Source organism: Spongiimicrobium sp. 3-5 (assembly GCF_046557915.1).
GTDB lineage: Bacteria > Bacteroidota > Bacteroidia > Flavobacteriales > Flavobacteriaceae > JBHEBG01.
This window is the reverse complement of the sequence record NZ_JBHEBG010000002.1, coordinates 96,762-115,047: the sequence shown is the minus strand read 5'-3', so window position 1 is coordinate 115,047 and position 18,286 is coordinate 96,762. Positions and strand designations below refer to the sequence as shown.

At 40.7% G+C, this 18,286-nt stretch carries 14 protein-coding genes; 9 read left to right on the top strand and 5 right to left on the bottom strand.

Annotated elements, in window-relative coordinates:
* Positions 1–14 precede the first annotated feature (14 nt).
* From ACEQ81_RS08680 to ccsA, 3 genes are all read right to left on the bottom strand, one after another.
* The gene (locus ACEQ81_RS08680) at positions 15–1,190 is read right to left on the bottom strand and encodes a trans-sulfuration enzyme family protein (RefSeq protein WP_411030487.1); all 1,176 of its coding nucleotides are present in this window, start codon (positions 1,188–1,190) and stop codon (positions 15–17) included.
* Between the two features lie 70 nt (positions 1,191–1,260).
* Positions 1,261–2,670 (bottom strand): MATE family efflux transporter, encoded by a 1,410-nt coding sequence (locus ACEQ81_RS08675; protein WP_411030486.1) that lies wholly within the window; start codon positions 2,668–2,670, stop codon positions 1,261–1,263.
* Between the two features lie 167 nt (positions 2,671–2,837).
* Positions 2,838–5,999, bottom strand: coding sequence for a cytochrome c biogenesis protein CcsA (ccsA, locus tag ACEQ81_RS08670; RefSeq protein WP_411030485.1), 3,162 nt, complete (start codon positions 5,997–5,999; stop codon positions 2,838–2,840).
* A 226-nt stretch (positions 6,000–6,225) separates the two neighbouring features.
* Between ccsA and ACEQ81_RS08665 the strand changes: the two genes are divergently transcribed.
* The 7 genes from ACEQ81_RS08665 to ACEQ81_RS08635 all read left to right on the top strand — a co-directional run bounded on the left by ACEQ81_RS08665 (position 6,226) and on the right by ACEQ81_RS08635 (position 14,078).
* Positions 6,226–6,990: a Rossmann-like and DUF2520 domain-containing protein gene (locus ACEQ81_RS08665; protein ID WP_411030484.1), complete on the top strand. Its 765-nt coding sequence runs from the start codon at positions 6,226–6,228 to the stop codon at positions 6,988–6,990.
* Positions 6,974–7,501, top strand: coding sequence for a KdsC family phosphatase (locus tag ACEQ81_RS08660; protein WP_411030483.1), 528 nt, complete (start codon positions 6,974–6,976; stop codon positions 7,499–7,501). Before ACEQ81_RS08665 ends, ACEQ81_RS08660 begins: the two co-directional genes overlap by 17 nt.
* Before the next feature lie 5 nt (positions 7,502–7,506).
* Positions 7,507–8,094 carry a Maf-like protein gene (locus tag ACEQ81_RS08655; protein ID WP_411030482.1) on the top strand — a complete coding sequence of 196 codons (588 nt, stop codon included), beginning with the start codon at positions 7,507–7,509 and terminating at the stop codon, positions 8,092–8,094.
* A gap of 35 nt (positions 8,095–8,129) precedes the next feature.
* Complete coding sequence (locus ACEQ81_RS08650) at positions 8,130–9,086, top strand: septum formation inhibitor Maf (RefSeq protein WP_411030481.1); 957 nt, start codon at positions 8,130–8,132, stop codon at positions 9,084–9,086.
* Between the two features lie 4 nt (positions 9,087–9,090).
* Positions 9,091–9,594, top strand: a complete 504-nt coding sequence (locus ACEQ81_RS08645) for a mechanosensitive ion channel domain-containing protein (RefSeq protein WP_411030480.1) — start codon at positions 9,091–9,093, stop codon at positions 9,592–9,594.
* Between the two features lie 112 nt (positions 9,595–9,706).
* Positions 9,707–12,238, top strand: coding sequence for a PIG-L family deacetylase (locus ACEQ81_RS08640; protein WP_411030479.1), 2,532 nt, complete (start codon positions 9,707–9,709; stop codon positions 12,236–12,238).
* Between the two features lie 106 nt (positions 12,239–12,344).
* On the top strand, positions 12,345–14,078 hold the full coding sequence (locus ACEQ81_RS08635) for a sodium:solute symporter (RefSeq protein ID WP_411030478.1): 1,734 nt from the start codon (positions 12,345–12,347) through the stop codon (positions 14,076–14,078).
* Between the two features lie 49 nt (positions 14,079–14,127).
* Here ACEQ81_RS08635 and ACEQ81_RS08630 read toward each other — a convergent pair whose 3' ends face one another.
* Positions 14,128–14,976 (bottom strand): DUF2911 domain-containing protein, encoded by an 849-nt coding sequence (locus ACEQ81_RS08630; RefSeq protein ID WP_411030477.1) that lies wholly within the window; start codon positions 14,974–14,976, stop codon positions 14,128–14,130.
* Positions 14,977–15,072: 96 nt separating this feature from the next.
* Entirely contained in the window at positions 15,073–16,209 is a 1,137-nt protein-coding gene (locus tag ACEQ81_RS08625) for a hypothetical protein (RefSeq protein ID WP_411030476.1), read from the bottom strand.
* A gap of 235 nt (positions 16,210–16,444) precedes the next feature.
* On the opposite strand from ACEQ81_RS08625, the gene ACEQ81_RS08620 reads away from it, so the two are divergent.
* Together ACEQ81_RS08620 and ACEQ81_RS08615 are read left to right on the top strand one after the other, a co-directional pair.
* Positions 16,445–16,942 carry an SRPBCC family protein gene (locus ACEQ81_RS08620; protein WP_411030475.1) on the top strand — a complete coding sequence of 166 codons (498 nt, stop codon included), beginning with the start codon at positions 16,445–16,447 and terminating at the stop codon, positions 16,940–16,942.
* 5 nt (positions 16,943–16,947) lie between these two features.
* Positions 16,948–18,258: a cryptochrome/photolyase family protein gene (locus ACEQ81_RS08615; protein WP_411030474.1), complete on the top strand. Its 1,311-nt coding sequence runs from the start codon at positions 16,948–16,950 to the stop codon at positions 18,256–18,258.
* The last annotated feature ends 28 nt before the right edge of the window (positions 18,259–18,286 follow it).

The window sequence follows — 18,286 nt, the reverse complement described above, 5'->3', positions numbered from 1 at the left end:
GTTTGATTTTGTATTTACAGATTGGCTATTTGCTTCTTATTCCTAACCTGTTCTAGCGCTTGTTCTATATCGGTAATTAAATCATCGAGTTCCTCGATGCCTAGTGAAAAGCGTATCAATCCGTCATTGATTCCTTGCTGTTTGCGTTCCTCTTCACTCAACAGCGCATGAGAGGTTTTGGAAGGGGAAAGCACGGTACTTTCTATCCCGGCCAAACTCATGGAAGCCTTTATTAGCTGTAATGTCTTTTGAAACCTGGAGGCGTCCAAGGTCTCTATAAGTTCAAAAGAAAGCATGCCCCCAAATCCTTTCATTTGGGATTTGGCTAGGTTATGCCCAGGATGCGATGGTAAGCCAGGGTAATAAACCGCCTTTACATCTTTATGTGTGTAGAGGTATTCTGCCATTTTTTGAGCATTTTCATTTTGCACTTTTACCCTTATGCCCATTGTCTTTATGCTGCGCTCCAACAGCCAAACCGTATAATCACTGAGACTACCGCCCAAATTTTTGGCCAAACCAAAGATCCGCTCTATATAGGCAGTTGAAGCAGCCACGGCCCCGGCACAAATATCGGAATGTCCTCCCATGTATTTTGTAGCGCTGTGTATTACAATATCGATCCCAAAATCGATCGGATTTTGATTTACAGGGCTGGCAAAAGTATTATCGATCATGGAGATAATTCCATGTTCTTGTGCAATCTGGGCTATGCCACGCAAATCTGTAATGGCCAGCAAGGGATTGGAGGGTGTTTCTATATAAATTACCTTGGTATTAGGTCTAATTTCCTTTTCAAAATCGCTGATTTGCATGCCTTCGGCAAAGGTGTAGGCAATACCGAATCTTTCAAACTCTTCGGAAATTAAATTGGAAGTACCTCCATATAACTCTCGCTGCAGCACAACATGATCCCCAGATTTAAGAAATGCCATCAAAGAAGTGCTTATGGCCGCCATACCACTTCCAAATATTAAAGCAGCCTCGGCATGTTCCAAGGCTGCTATTTTCTTACCAAGAGCTTCTTGGTTGGGTGTATTGAAATATCGTGGATATCGCTTTTTGTCCACATCCTCAAAAGCATAGGAGCTGCTCATGTAAAGTGGTGAAACAGCACCTTTAAATTCCTTGTCTTTTAAGCTTCCCGTGTGGGTGCAAATCGTATTAAGTCCCTTTTTAGCTTTATCCATTCAACAGTTTTTTAGATGGTAAAATAGTGCTCCATTACGCTAAGGCAATGTTCAAAGTTACAAAATTAGCTTAGACTTGAACCTTCTTCCAATATCCCTTTTTAAACCAGACAATGGCAATCACCGCAAGCAAAATTTCGGCCAGCGTAATGGCCATAAAAACACCCATAGCTCCCAGTTTAAACGTAATGGCACCCAAGTAGGCAAAAGGTAGTTGAAACAACCAAAAGGCAACAAAATTGATCTTTGTGGGCGTTTTGGTATCCCCTGCCCCATTAAAAGCTTGGGTAACTACCATGCCATAGGCATAAAAGATATAGCCAGCCGCTATAATTTGCAGGCATAGCCCTCCACTTTCCACAACACTGGGGGCATCATTGAACAACCCGATGATCTCTTTGGCAAAAAACAAATAGACCAAAGACACCAATAGCATAAAATAGGCATTGTACTTCCCTGTTTTCCATACCGATATTTCTGCTCTTTCGGGCTGATTGGCACCCAAATTTTGTCCAACTAAAGTAGCTGCAGCGTTGCTCATCCCCCAAGAAGGCATCAATGTAAACATCATTACCCTTATGGCAATGGTATAACCAGCAAGTACTTCGCTACCAAACTCCGACATTATACGCATTAAAAATACCCAACTAGATGTACCTATGAGGAACTGTGCAATACCTCCCATAGAGACTTTTATCAAGTTAAACATCACTTGGGCCCTTATGATAACATCCTTAAATCCTATTTTAATGCTGCTCCAACCAAAAAACAGTATGGCCAACTGAAACAGCACCGCTGTACCCCTACCAATATTGGTTGCGATTGCAGCACCCATTACCCCGAATTCTGGAACGGGTCCCCAGCCAAAAATGAATATGGGGTCTAAAATAATATTTAGACCATTGGAGAGTACTAAAGTCCACATGGCAACAGATGCATCACCTGCCCCTCTAAAAATTGCATTGATAAGAAACAGTAATAAAATGGTGATGTTACCACCTATCAACAATTGGGTATACCCGTAACCCTCGGCTATAAGGTCGGGTTCGGCGCCCATAAGGGCCAATATCTCCTTGGCATAGAAAAAACCAACGCCTCCTACCAGAGCGGAGACCCCTATTCCCAATAAGATGGCCTGTACCGCGGATTCGCGGGCACCTTTGATGTCCTTTTCGCCAATACGCCTGGCGACCACAGCAGTTGCGGCCATGCTTAACCCAATGGCAATGGCATATACCAGGGTTATAACAGATTCTGTAAGACCGATTGTAGCCACGGCATTAACGCTTACCTGTGATACGTAGGCAATATCTACCAAAGCAAAGATAGACTCCATCAGCATTTCCAATATCATGGGAATGGAGAGCATAAAAATGGCCTTCCTTATGCTACCAGTGGTGAATTCCGTTTCCTTGCCCGTAACGGAAATAATAAAGTATTTAAAAAGTTTTTTAAACGTAAGTTTATTGGATTGTGTCATTACTTAGAATTTATGTTGAAAAAAGAGAAAAGTGTCACCTGTCGGCAAGTAGCCGACTAAAACCTGGGCTTTAGCCCTCCGATGACATCTATGGTGTACATAAATTCTATAACTTCATGATGGTACAAAGATGCACCTTTTTTTAGGGATAACAAATAATTTGAAAATTATTTAACGTAATTGACCTTGTATCTCCAGTAGCTGATAATTCCCAAAATCAATACACCGAAGACAATGTACCAAACGAAGGTAGGTGTTATCACAGGAGACCCGCTGGCATAACTGTGCAGCCCAACCAGATAAAAGTTTACACCAAAATAGGTCATCATAATACTACCAAAGGCGGCTACGCTCAAAAAATTGAATGTCCATTTACCTCGGAGTCCGGGAACAAGACGGGTGTGGATTACAAAAGCATAGATCATTATGGAAATGAGCGCCCAGGTCTCCTTGGGGTCCCAACCCCAATAACGGCCCCAACTTTCATTGGCCCATTGCCCTCCTAAGAAATTACCAATAGTAAGCATCACCAAACCTACTGTTAGGGTAAGTTCGTTAACTATGGTAAGTTCTTTAAGATTTAGTTCCATCTTGGCCTTGTTCTTTTCATTGGTAAGAATAATCAATAACAAAGCCACTACACCAAGAATCATACCTACGGTAAGCGGGCCGTAACTTCCAACGATTACCGCTACATGAATCATGAGCCAGTAACTATCCAATACGGGCACTAGGTTTGCAATGGCTGGATCTACCCAATTTTGATGCGCTATCCAAAGCAGTAAAGAGGTTACAAAGGCCGTTGCGGCAATTGTCATATGGCTTTTGCGTCCTAAAAGTAGGCCCATGCCCATGGTGGCCCAGGAAACATAAAGAATACTTTCATAAGCATCACTCCAAGGAGCATGTCCGGATATGTACCATCGCAAAATCAGTCCGGCCGTATGCCAAACAAAAAAGACCATGATTGTTCCTTTAAAGAAAAAAGTGGCCACACGCCAAATTTCCCTATCCTTAAAAATTCGGAATATCAGCACAAAAAACATTAAAAGTCCAATAACAGCATAGTACTTATACATGCGATTAAAAATATCGAGGCTGTTATATACTACTTCGGCTTTAATCTTTGCATCGCTTGGCAGTACTTCGCTACCATGATTTTGTTGGTTTTGCTTAAAAGCCTGAAGTAATCTATCGGCCCCGGTATAATCCCCGGTGGCCTTAGCGGTTTGGAGGGTAGACAAATAGTATGGTACGGCATTTTTAACAAAGTTGGCATACAGGGAATCTGTTACTTGGTATTGTCCGGAACGGTATTCCACTGCCGAAATCCATTTGTTGTTCTCATCGTTCAACAAAGGGAATATCTTAATTATTTCGCCTCCCAATGCCCTATTTAGCAGGCCTAATCTAAGATCTGCATCTTTAAAGTCTTGCTCAAATTTGTTAGGTGTATTGGTAGCATAGGCTTTTTGTAGATAAGGCGCCAACTTATATTTTCCGTCCGCTTCAAAAAAATCGGTCGCCTTTACAAAACGTTGTTCATCGGTTACCCCGATTATGGTTCTAATACTATCATTATCCCCTTTCTTATCCAATGCTATAAACGCCGTATTGTACCAAACGGCTGGGTTCAACATCATGGATAGGAATACCTGATCTGCATTTAAATCCTTATAAGAACTCTTTAGACTTAGTTTGCGTAAAAGCTCGGAAGAAAATGTATTAATGGGTTTCATACGTCCCCCATCGTCCTGAATAATCAATTTCCCAAAAGCTGCCGCATGTTCCTTGGATACAATGGTAGTCTGCAATATAGAATCTACTTGCTGAGCAGCAGGAGCGGCGGTATGTGCATGGGTGTCCTGGGCTGTTCCATGGAGGACAAAACCCAAAGCTAAAATTGTGGTCATGCCCGCTTTCTTCGCCTTTAGTTTATCCAGAGAATTTGCCAAATCCTTAAAACGGGTCTTCCCAAAGAACATAATACCCATTAAACCAATGTACAGGAGAAAGTAGCCAATATAAGTAATCCACGTGCCCACAAGATCGTGATTAACGGAAAGGATGGTACCCCGTTCATCCGGATCAAAACCCGATTGAAAAAAACGATATCCTTGGTGGTCCAAAATATTGTTCATGAAAATATCATAATCAAAAGCCCGTTGATCTTCCACAGTAACCTTGCTCATAAAAGAAGCATATCCCCTTTCCGTACCAGGATATTTTTCGGCTATAAAATCGTTCAACTTTATTGCAAAAGGCAGTTCATAAACTTTGGAACCATAACCTAAGGTAAAGTCCAATCCGCCTACCCCAATCTTCTCGGAAAAATTTGAAGAACCCCTTCCTCCCAATATCTTTTTGGTAACACTCTCCCCATTGACCGTTATGCTAAGTACCAAAGCATCCTGATCTACCTCGGTAACTTCCTCTCTAGGAATGGTGACTACACCTTCCACACCTTTAACCAGGGGGTCCGGAATTACAAACTGCATACCGGCAGTATTGTATAGCGAGCGTAGTTGTAAGGTTTGTAGGCTGTCTTTAAAAAGTTGTCCTTGGAACTGATCTGCCATACGCATAAAACTACCTTCAAAAGGTGATTTTATATGGTAAGTGCTATCCGTAGTTGCTATGTTGATGGCCCCATCGGTAGGTTTGTTCAATGAAAACAAAACGTTGTGTATACTTGCAACTTCCCCGTTTTCCAAATAATGTTCGTGTCGGGTGCCATCCCCAGATTCCACGATTTTAAGAAATTCGCTGCCGTTTTCATTGGGTATCAGCCCTTTTTTGGCACCTTTTATAAAATCTACATAGGAAATGGTAAAGGGTTGTCCGTTAAAATCGGATTTCCATGGCAAGCTCGATTTTAGGGCTTCGGGTGTCACTATCAAATCATCCTCCAATAGCTTTCGTTTAGGCTCACCATTAATCTCCCCGTCAACAAATGCCGTTAAATATGTTTTGTCCGAATAAAATACTTTTTCAGTATTTCCCTCCCTTATGGGCATTACGCCTTCAAAGCTAATATACCTTGTAACAAAGGCTCCCAAAATGATCAATATCCAAGACAGGTGTAATGTAAGCACGGCCCATTTTTCCTTACGGAACAATCTATATTTAAAAATGTTTCCTATAAAATTGATGACAAAAAATACCATTATGGCCTCAAACCAGGTAGTATTATAAATCCATATCCGCGCCGTTTCCGTGCTGTACCAACTTTCAATAAATGTTCCGAAAGCCATAGCTGTGGCAAAAGCGATGAACAAGAAGGCCATTAAGCGTGTGGAAAAGAAGATCTTCTTAAGTAAATCTATCATTTTGGAGGACTGAATTGTATTTTCAGAGTGCAAAAATAACGTATTTCGAAGACAAAAATGAGGTAATTAACAATCTTAGGATACTTTATATGCAAGAATTCGTTTGTCCAAGGTTTTTTCACAAAAAATACCTGTCAAAAAACTCGAAAAAATGGTAACGATCTACGCTTATGGATATGCTTGGAAATAGCGAGGTGTAAATGAAATATATGCTTATTTTAGCGGTATGATTAAGGTTGTTCTTCTGGGTACTGGTAACGTGGCCACTCATTTGCTCGATGCGTTCCTAGAACATACCGATATAGCATTAGTGCAGGTTGTTGGGCGAAATAAAAAAGCGCTGGCTGCCTTTGCCCCTTCGGTAAATACCACTACCAGTTATGCCCGCATCATGGAGGCCAATGTATACCTTATTGCTGTTAGCGATGATGCCATTGCCGAGGTAGCTAAAAACTTAAGCACTAAAAAGGGTCTGGTGGTACATACTTCCGGTGCGGTAGCCTTAAATGCCTTGGAGTACAATGAGCGACGAGGCGTTTTTTACCCCTTGCAAACCTTTAGCAAAGGACAACGACCAAATTTCAAAACCATACCCATTTGTATAGAGGCCGGAAACGAAAATGACCTTCATATCTTGACGGAGCTAGCTTCCAAAATTTCGGACAATGTAGTGCATATTTCATCTAAACAGCGGGGTGTTCTGCATATTTCGGCGGTATTTGTAAATAACTTCACCAACCATTGCTATCAATTGGGCAAGGAAATTTGTGATGAAAACGGACTTCCTTTCGAGCTATTAAAACCACTCATCATGGAAACAGCAAAAAAAATACAAACCTTGCAGCCCTTTGAGGCCCAGACGGGACCAGCAGTACGCAAGGATAAAAAGACACTGGAAAAACATAATAAACAATTAAAAGACGAAACGCACAGGGAGGTGTACGCCCTAATGAGCAAATCAATTGAAAAAAGCCATGGAGAAAAGTTATAAGGAATATCTAAAGGACATTACCACATTTGTATTTGATGTTGATGGGGTTTTTACAGATGGCACCCTATTAATCACCACTGAGGGAGCCATGTTACGAAAAATGAGTGTTAAAGATGGATACGCACTCAAAACCGCCCTTATGAAGGGCTATAATGTATGTATTATTACCGGCGGAACCGATGAAGGTGTTCGCAATAGATTAAAGGGATTGGGGGTAACCGATATATATTTGGGAGCCCATCACAAAGTTGAGCCACTAGAAGAATATCTAGATATTTATAATATAGCTCCAGAAAATGTTCTCTATATGGGCGATGACCTACCCGATATTCCTCCTATGAAAATAGTAGCACTGCCCACCTGCCCCCAAGATGCAGTAGCAGAAGTAAAAGCGGTTTCCAAGTATGTTTCACATAAAGATGGTGGTGATGGATGTGTGCGGGATATTATTGAACAGGTATTGAAGGTAAGGGGAGATTGGTACGATAACTTTAGTGCAGAAAACGATTAGACACCATGCTGACCGAAGAATTAAAACAATTCACAATAGTCTTAGCCTCCGGATCCCCAAGGCGTCAACAGTTTTTTAAGGAATTGGGATTGGATTTTCAGATTCGTCTAAAATCCGTTGAGGAAATTTACCCCGAACATTTAAAACGGGAAGAAATCAGCACATATTTGGCAGTATTAAAGGCCAGTGTCCATAAAGATGAATTAGGTGAAAATGAAATTCTTATCACTTCGGATACTGTTGTGTGGCACCAGGATAAATCCTTGGCCAAAGCTGTTGATGCACAAGAAGCCTATGAAATGCTGAAAACACTATCTAACGGCTGGCACGAGGTAATCACTTCCGTGTGCTTTACCACCGCCAAAGACCAACGAACCGCCTATGCCATTACCAAGGTAAAGTTTAAGAATTTGTCCGATGATGAAATTTGGTATTACATCAACAACTACCATCCTTTTGACAAAGCCGGGGCCTATGGCATCCAGGAATGGATAGGGCACATTGGAGTAACTGAAATTCAGGGGTCTTATAACAATGTTATGGGTTTACCAACGCATATCGTTTACAAAACGTTAATAAGCATGGTTTCTTGAAAATTGATGCTTATTTTTATGAAAAATTGAATCCAATGAAACGTTTTGCAAGATTTGAGACCATATTGTTCGCGTTAATTGCCCTTACCTATGTTATAGCTTCGTGCAATGAAAAAATAAAAGGAAATTCCACTGAGGTAGCCCTTAATGCGGAGTCTGAAAGTATTGTTTCCGCAGAACCCAAAAAACCACTTTCTGAAGATTTTAAAAAATATTGGTACGCAGGTAATGCCGAAATAACATCATACGCACTAGAACAGGCCCGTTATGGGGAAATCCGTGAAGGAAAAGCAGTTTTGGTGTATGTTACCGAACCCTTTGTGGCGGACAAGCAGGTAAAGGCAGATCGTTCCAATCCGAACAATGTTCCGATATTAAAATTGAACAGCACCAAAAAATATTTAACCGGAATATATCCGTATTCCATTATGGGCAGTAGTTTTTATCCGGTACACGACAATCAGCACGCCATAAAGGTTACCACCTCGGTGCAGGAATGGTGCGGGCAGGTCTTTACTCAACTCAATAACAGGGATAAATTTGATATAAGCTCCTTTTCTTATTTTGAAAGTGAGGGAGATAAGAACCTACAGCTAGAAAAATCCATCTTGGAAAATGAGCTTTGGAACAAAATACGAATAGCTCCGGACAGACTTCCCGTGGGTGAACAGTACATTATACCTTCTTTAGAGTATATTAGACTAAGGCACAAGGAGATAAAAGCCTATAAAGCAACTGTTTCTTTAACTAAAAACGGAGACCTAAGCGCTTATGAAATAGATTATCCAGAACTGCAAAGAACATTGGTGATCAATTTTTCTACTTCCTTTCCGCACACTATTGAAAGTTGGACAGAAACCTATAAAAGTGGTTTTGGGGCCAACGCAAAAAGCATGACATCCAAGGCAACAAAAATAAACACCTTAAAAACAGCTTATTGGGGACAAAATGGTAATGATGATGTATTTTTGCGAGATAGTTTAGGATTATAGTAAAATGAAAGAACTTATTATTGATTACCAAACAGAGATCATTGGTACAGCTATAAGCCTGGTCCTACTATTAATACTTAGGTTCATCAGTATTAAGACCATACGTAAGGTTGGGGCTATCAGTGAAATTAACGAGGTCCGTACCAAGTTGGTCATAAAATACGTTTCCTTTGGCCTTACCTCATTGACTGTGGTTGCACTAACCTTTATCTGGGGTGTAAACATTAAGGAGCTAGGCCTTATTTTCTCCTCTGTATTCGCTGTACTTGGGGTAGCCTTATTTGCTTCTTGGTCTATTTTAAGCAATGTTACCGCTGGGATTATCCTTTTTTTCTATTTCCCTTTTAAAATTGGGGATCGCATTCGTATACTCGATGGTGATTTCGGAGAGGAAGCGCTCATAGAGGATATAAAGGCGTTCCACGTGCATTTGGTAAAGGACAACGGCGAGCTGGTTACTTATCCCAACAATCTTTTTTTGCAAAAAGGAGTAGTACGCATTAGCTAGATTGCCCGTTTCCTTCAAAAAACAGCGGCGGACTACGTGTTAAAGAAGTTGTAAATGTTATTGCTCGGTTGCTAATCTTTCTATCTTTGGATTACAACAAAACTCCAACGTTATGCGTAAAATTCTAGTATTCTTTATCGGGATACTTATGACCTCATTACATGCCTTTGCCCAAGCTCCCAAAAAACCAACATCCTCGGAAATATATCATTCGCTACAAAAACTTAACTTTCTGGGTACAGCTTTGTATATAGCTGCTCACCCAGATGATGAAAACACAAGACTAATTTCATACCTATCCAACAACGTTAAGGCAAAAACAGCATACCTATCCTTAACGCGAGGCGATGGTGGACAAAACCTTATTGGGCCCGAACTTCGGGAACTATTGGGAGTTTTAAGAACACAAGAACTCCTTGCCGCTAGAAGGGTAGATGGTGGAGAACAATTCTTTACCCGTGCCAATGATTTTGGCTATTCAAAACACCCCGATGAAACTTTGACCATTTGGAATAAAAAAGACGTGCTGGGAGACGTTGTATGGGTAATTAGAAATCTTAAGCCCGATGTTATTATTAATCGTTTTGACCATAGGACTCCGGGAAGCACACACGGACACCATACCTCATCAGCGATGTTAAGTGTTGAAGCGTTTGACATGGCGAATGATGAGAACGCCTATCCGGAACAGCTAACGTCTACAACTACCTGGCAACCGAAACGTGCTTTTTTTAATACTTCCTGGTGGTTTTATGGAAGTCCAGAAAATTTTGAAAAAGCAGATAAATCCAAGATGCTTAATTTTGACATCGGGGTCTATTACCCTACAAAAGGACTCTCTAACAATGAAATTGCTTCCATGGCAAGCAACCAACATCTTTGTCAGGGATTTGGAAGGGTAACCACCAGAGGCTCGCAAAATGAGTATATAGAACTTGTAAAAGGTAGTCTGCCGAACGACGAGACCAATATTTTTGAAGGAGTAAATACAACATGGTCTAGAGTATCTGGAGGAAAGGCTGTCGGAGAGATTTTATATGCCATTGAAAAAAGTTTTGATTTTATTGATCCTGCCAAACATCTGCCCAATTTACTATTGGCGTACAAAAAACTACAAGAAGTTCCCGATGCCCATTGGAGGAACCTAAAATCCAAGGAGTTAAAAGATATTATTGTTGCGGTGTCTGGACTTTATTTGGAAGCATCTGCCCAAGAATCTTCTACCTACCCCGGGGGAACGGTTAAAATAAATGTGGAAGTTCTGAACAGAAGTAGTGCCAAGATTGCTCTAAAGTCTCTCTCAATCTTAGAGGATTACGAGGATGGAACTAATCTAAACTTAGAAGAAAATAAAAAGATAAACTTGGAGTTAACGCTAAACGTTCCCGAAAACATGTCGTATACAAGCCCATATTGGCTGGCGGAAAAAGGAAGTTTGGGTATGTATACAGTTGCGGACAAAAGCTTGATAGGAAAACCAGAAACTCCCCATGCTTTTATGGCTACCTTTGAATTGGATTTTGAAGGATTTTCTATTACCATTGAAAAACCCATTGTACATCGCTATTCCAAACCCGATAAGGGAGAACTTTACCAACCTTTTGAAATATTGCCACAGGCAACTACGCATTTGACAGATAAGGTGGTGATTTTCGCCGATTCCAAAGCAAAGGATATACCGGTTACTATCCGTGCGGGTGCGAGTGGCCTAAAAGGAAAAATTAGCTTGGAACATCCCCAGGATTGGCAGGTAACTCCGGCCGCTATAGACTTTACCATTGCGGAAAAGGGAGACCAGCAAACAGTAATTTTTACGGTTGTGCCCCCAGAAAAAGAAAGTGAAGGAACCATTGCTCCCGTAGTTTCGGTAGGTCAAAAAACATACTCGCAAGAGTTGATAGAAATTGCTTATGATCATGTGCCGACACAATCAGTGCTGTTGTCCTCTGAATCTAAAATAGTGAGGCTCAACATACAAAAAGTTGGTGAAAATATTGGTTATATCGTTGGTGCAGGCGATGAAGTACCCGAGAGCTTAGAGCAGATAGGATATAAGGTCCATACCATAGACCCCAATAACATTCAGCCCGGAACGCTTGCCAAATACGATGCCATTGTAGTAGGAATACGGGCCTATAATGTAGTGGATGAGCTAAAATTTAAGCAACGGCATTTGCTCGATTATGTCAACGAAGGTGGCAATCTAATTGTACAATACAATACTGCAAGCCGAAGAGGTTTGGGAATAGACAACCTGGCCCCCTATCCATTAAAACTCTCTAGGGATAGGGTTACGGAAGAAAACTCTGAAGTTAAAATTTTGGCTAAAAACCATTCTATGGTAAATTTCCCCAACCCCATAACCGAAAAAGATTTTGATGGTTGGGTACAAGAACGGGGTTTATACTTTCCAAACGAATGGGGTCCAGAATTTACTCCTATCCTCTCCATGGGCGATAGTGGTGAGGCAGAAAAACAGGGTAGTCTTATAGTTGCACCTTATGGAAAAGGGAATTATATCTATACTGGCCTAAGTTTTTTCCGGGAATTGCCCGCAGGAGTATCCGGGGCCTACAAAATATTTGCAAACATGTTATCCATAGGCAAGGATAAGGTGGAAAACGAAAGTGACATCAAAGGATAAAAAATGCAAGAAAAAATTACCTGGACTAAGGAATATACCCTAGTGATTCTACTGAACATCGCTTACGTCTTATTTTTCTATTTTGTAATGACCGCATACCGCTAATATGGGAATACTAGATTGGATAATTCTTGCCGGAACATTACTTTTCATTGTTGGATACGGTGTTTGGAAAACCAGGGGCAGTAAGGATGTAAAAGATTATGTATTAGGAGGTAATGAAGCAAAATGGTGGACCATAGGCCTCTCGGTGATGGCTACCCAAGCAAGCGCCATTACCTTTCTCTCTACCCCGGGCCAAGCTTTCCATGATGGAATGGGGTTTGTACAATTCTATTTTGGATTGCCTTTGGCCATGATTATTATATGCCTGGTATTTATTCCGCTGTACCATAGACTAAAAGTATACACGGCCTACGAGTTTTTGGAAAATAGATTTGATCTAAAAACAAGGACACTGGCAGCCGTTCTTTTTCTTATACAGCGAGGGCTGGCCGCAGGAATTACCATTTTTGCTCCGGCAATTATTCTTTCCGCCGTTTTAGGGTGGGATTTAAGGACATTGAGCGTTATTATAGGCGTCTTGGTAATTGTGTATACCGTTACCGGAGGCACCAAAGCTGTAAATGTTACCCAAAAGCAGCAGATGTTTATCATTATTACCGGAATGTTCGTGGCTTTTTTCTTTATCCTAGGTTACCTGCCACCTGATATAACTTTTACCAAAGCATTGAAAATTGCAGGTGCCAGCGATAAACTGAACATTTTGGATTTTGACCTTAATACCAAAAGTAGGTATACCTTCTGGAGTGGAATCACCGGTGGCTTGTTCTTGGCCCTGGCGTACTTTGGTACCGATCAGAGTCAGGTACAACGTTACCTATCCGGAAAATCGGTGCGTGAGAGCCAATTGGGCTTAATCTTTAATGGAATATTCAAAATACCGATGCAGTTTTTAATCCTTTTGGTAGGTGTCATGGTCTTTGTTTTCTATCAATATAATACGTCGCCTTTAAACTTTAATCCGGCAGCAACAAACGCCATAATGGCCTCTCCATATGCCAAGGATTACCATATATTGCAAGAAGGACATGTTGCCCTGGAAACAGAGAAAAAAATGGCACATAATAAATTTTCAACCGCTTTGGAGCTTAAGGAATATGATGCCATTGTTGAAGCCAGGGAGGAAATAATAACCATAAATGCCAAAGACAGAAGTAACAGGGAGGCTGCAAAGGCATTGATAAAAATGGCCGATGACAGTATTGAGACCAACGATAAGGATTATGTCTTTATACATTTTATTCTTAACTATTTACCAAAAGGACTGGTTGGACTCCTTTTAGCGGTGATACTTTCGGCAGCCATGTCCTCTACCGCTTCGGAACTTAACGCATTGGGTACAATTACCGCTTTGGATTTGTACAAACGCAATAAAAAAGGAGAATTTACACCCAAACATTACGTAAAGGCAACTAAATTATTTACCCTTCTCTGGGGGTTGATCGCCATAGGTATTGCTAGCATTGCTAACTTATTCGATAATTTAATACAGCTGGTAAACATTATTGGATCTATCTTTTATGGAAATGTTTTGGGCATATTTTTATTGGCCTTCTTCTTTAAGTTTATAAAAGGCAATGCCGTTTTCTTTGCAGCCTTGGTAACCCAGATCATTGTCTGTGTAATATACTATACCCTAATTCATATTCACCCTACAGGGGAAGAGAAACTGGGATATCTCTGGTTAAATTTTATTGGATGTGGACTGGTAATGGTGATCGCATTTTTATTCGAAAGTTTAGAACGACTCTTGCGAAACCCTCCGATCAAAACATAAAAAAGGCCCGCAATTGCGGGCCTTTTAATATCTGATCTAAAATTTTGTATTAAAGTGCTCCCCATTCTTTCAGGGATTCTTTATTCATCTTAACATAATCTTCGTTACCTGCAGCTTCTGCAGATGCCAATGATTTTTTTGCAGCTTCAATAGCAGTTTTGGTAGCACCCACTTTTGCGTGAATAAGCGACTGTCGTCTCATTACCCAAAAAGCTTTACCTTCTTTGTCCATAGCCACGGCTTTATCTATCCATTCCTTGGCTTTTTCCAAATCTTTATTCTCCGCATAGTAATAAGATGCCGCAGAATAGTAATCGTTTGCACTTGGGCCGTTCATAACGGTCTCAATACTTTTAACGGTCTTTTCCATAGTAGGTACCTCAAATTTTACCGCAACGTAACTCTTTTCCCATAACATACCCAAGTTGGCAGAATTGTTGGAAAGGTCGTCGAAGGTCATGGTAAACGTCTCTATGGCCATTGGCATTGGGTTTACCTGTGCCATGGCTTTAGCGGCTACTTTGGCATCGTCCCACTCTCTGGGTGTACCACCACCTTGTGCATCGGTATAAAAAATAACTTCCCAAGCAGTTTCACCAGGCTTGGTGAAAATTGCATAGGTACCTGCCTTTAAAGTTTGGCCGTCTACAGTAACGTCGTCACTGAAAGTAATTTTAGTTCTTGCATTGGCACCTGTACGCCATACTTCATTATAAGGAACAAGGTCACCAAAAATGGTTCTACCTCTCATGGAAGGTCTAGAATACTCTAGCGTAACATCTGTTAGTCCCACGGTCTGCATTAATGTTGCGGACGGACTAGGTTGTGGCGTGTTGACCTGTGCGTTTCCTGCGAAAGACACAAGTACTACACATAGTAAAAGGAATACTTTTTTCATTTTGTTGAAAGATTTTTTAGTTTTCACAAATCTAGATATTATGCGACAGTGGCTTTGTTAACAAATCCTTAAATAAAAACGGGCAGGCTTAAAAAATCAGTTTAACAAGAAGGGTTTAGACACTATACCGCTGCGAAGATAAAAGGTAAGGTAATAAATAGATGGGGCCAACGTGGAAAGATCAATGCTATGTTCCTCAATGGCATTGGCATGTGTAAAACGGATTCTCTTGCCGGCGGTATCAAAAACTGCCCTACCAAAAAGCGTTTCCGAAGTGTTCAATTCGTATTGCAAGATTTTAGACCCCTCATTTCTATACAAAACCAATTCCCCTTCTATATCCCCTTCCGGATTTTCTTCCTCAGTTGGTTTACTTGGCGCTGTAATAGAGAACAATTGCGGAGGCAAAGTTATTCTAGGGCTATCATTTTCAAAAAGTTCGGCAGATGCAAAAAGTGTGTTTTCCGAGACGTGTGTTATGCCCTCCATTTGAGCAATCAGAATATTGAGGTTCCTTTTCTCTTCCGGATTGGCAAAAATATCGGTCGCCGTTATGTCATTAAATTGAAATATGAATGGGCTCAACTGCTGACTATATCCCAACAATACCAAGTTTTTGGATGCTTCATGATACGAAGCGCCCGTTACAAGACCACCTACAGGGTAGCTACCTAAGTTTACGGCTACCTGATTACCAGGTACTTTAGGGACACTATATGCCACTGTTTCCATGGTCTGCCATTGCTTTGTGAGTATAATAAGATTATTGCCCAACACAAAAAGAGCTTCAGCATCCCAATCGCCACCTGAACTGTTAGTACCATTGGGTTGGTCTGGGTATGAGAAATCAATTCGTTCGGCAACTACCATATCCGAGCTACGATAGTCCGGTTTTGAAACCCTATAAATAACCAGGTCTTGCCTACCGCCTTCAAAATTTCCGAAATCACCTATATAGATATAGTCGTCATCTTGCGCAAGGTCTTCCCAATCCATATTGTTGGCACCAACAACCGTTACCATGCGTTTAATCTCCAGAGACAAAGTATCTATCTCAAACAACTGAGGGCTGTTACCAGAATCGTTATGCGTTATCAGGTGATCATTAAAAAAAAGTAAGCCAGAGGTCTCGTGGACAGCGGTTGGTAAACTACCTATCAAAGCGGTATTCTCCTGAGCAAAGAGTACGCTACCAAGAAGCAACATATAAAAGTGTAACCGCTTTACTATCATTGTTTTAGTTCTAGGTTCAATGTACAAATTTGAAGCCTTTTTGAGCCTATAAAAAATAAGGTAGTATTGAAAAATCGACTTTAGGTTTAAAAGCCTCGCCCAAATACCATTTTTTCATTTATCAATGACGTGATTTTCCATGAGACCCGTTTAGAAAATAGTTTGGAAAATCGAAGCATTTCGTACAGAATCGATTTCAATTGAGTATAAATTGCCTTATTTTTGGTTAAAAACTATGAAATTATACCAACTTCGTTCGCGCCAGGCGCTTCCTATTTCAATGGATAAGGCTTGGAAGTTTTTATCGAGCCCAAAAAACCTGAAGATAATCACTCCAGACCATATGGGTTTTAATATTATTGCAGGTGGGGACAGACCTATGTATCCTGGTCAAATAATACATTACAAGGTATCTCCTTTCCCGGGTATAACTACCAAGTGGGTCACAGAAATAACCCATGTAAAAGAAGGGCGCTATTTTGTAGACGAACAGCGTTTTGGACCCTACGCCTTATGGCATCATAAACATTTTATCAATCCCCTGGACAATGGTGTGGAAATGGAGGATGTCATAGACTATAAACTGCCATTTGGTTTTTTGGGACAGCTGGCCCATCCTCTACTGGTAAAGAAACAGTTGCAGCAGATATTTTCTTATCGCGAAAACAAACTCGCAGAGCTATTTGGGATAATGGATGGAATACCCAACGAAGTAGAGTTTAAATCAATTTAAAAAATTTGGACAACAAAGTATCCATATTTTGGTTTCGTAGAGATTTAAGGTTGCAAGACAATATAGGTCTCTTAGCTGCTTTAAAAGACAACTATAAGGTACTTCCCATTTTCATATTCGATAACGAAATTTTGGACAGGTTGCCAAAAAATGACGCCAGGGTAAGTTTTATCCATACTACCCTGCAGAACATGAACCTCCAACTAAAAAAGACCTATGATAGTGGTATTGCCCTTTACAAAGGAGAACCCTTAAAGGTATTTCAAGAAATTTTACGCAACCATCAGGTGCACAAGGTCTTTACCAACAGGGATTACGAGCCATATGCCCTTAAGCGCGACAAAGTGGTAGGAGAGCTACTGCATGAAAACGGAATTGGCTTTAGTTCCTATAAAGATCAGGTAATCTTTGAAAAAAATGAGGTGGTTAAGGCAGATGGCAACCCTTATATTGTATATACCCCATATATGCGTAGATGGAAGCAACTGTTAAATGCCGCACAGGATGTTATGCCACAAGATACGTCTGTCTATTTGCATAACTTAGTGAAAAACTCCAAACTACCTTGGTTATCCATTACGGATATAGGGTTTGAGCCTGCTGCCATAAAAATTCCAATATACAACATCTCCCCGCTACTAATTAACAATTACGAAGCTACCCGTAATTATCCGGCATTACCTCATGGCACCTCCAGACTAGGGCCTCATTTGCGTTTTGGAACCGTATCTATTAGAAAAATGGTGCAAGAAGCTATGGCCAGTAAAAATCAGGTGTTTTTAAACGAACTCATCTGGCGCGAGTTTTTTATGCAAATTCTTTGGCATTTTCCGAACACGGTAAACGAAGCTTTTAAAAAGAAATATGATAGGATTCCCTGGCGAAACAATGAAGCGGAATTTGAAAAGTGGAAAAATGGCCAAACAGGCTACGCCTTGGTAGATGCCGGCATGCGCGAACTAAACACAACCGGGCATATGCACAACAGGGTACGCATGTTGGTAGCTAGTTTTTTATGTAAACATTTGTTGATAGATTGGCGGTGGGGCGAAGCCTATTTTGCAGAACGGTTACTAGATTATGAACTAAGCAGTAATGTAGGCAATTGGCAATGGGCCGCCGGTAGCGGTGTAGATGCTGCACCTTACTTTAGAATTTTTAACCCTACCACCCAGATAGATAAATTTGATAAACAAAAAACCTACGTTAACTATTGGGTTCCAGATCTTCAAGAGCTTACCTATCCACAAAAAATGGTAGACCATAAAATGGCTAGGGAACGATGTTTAAAAGTCTACAAAGAGGCACTGTCCTAATCTCTTTTTTGTATATTTAGAACATTGT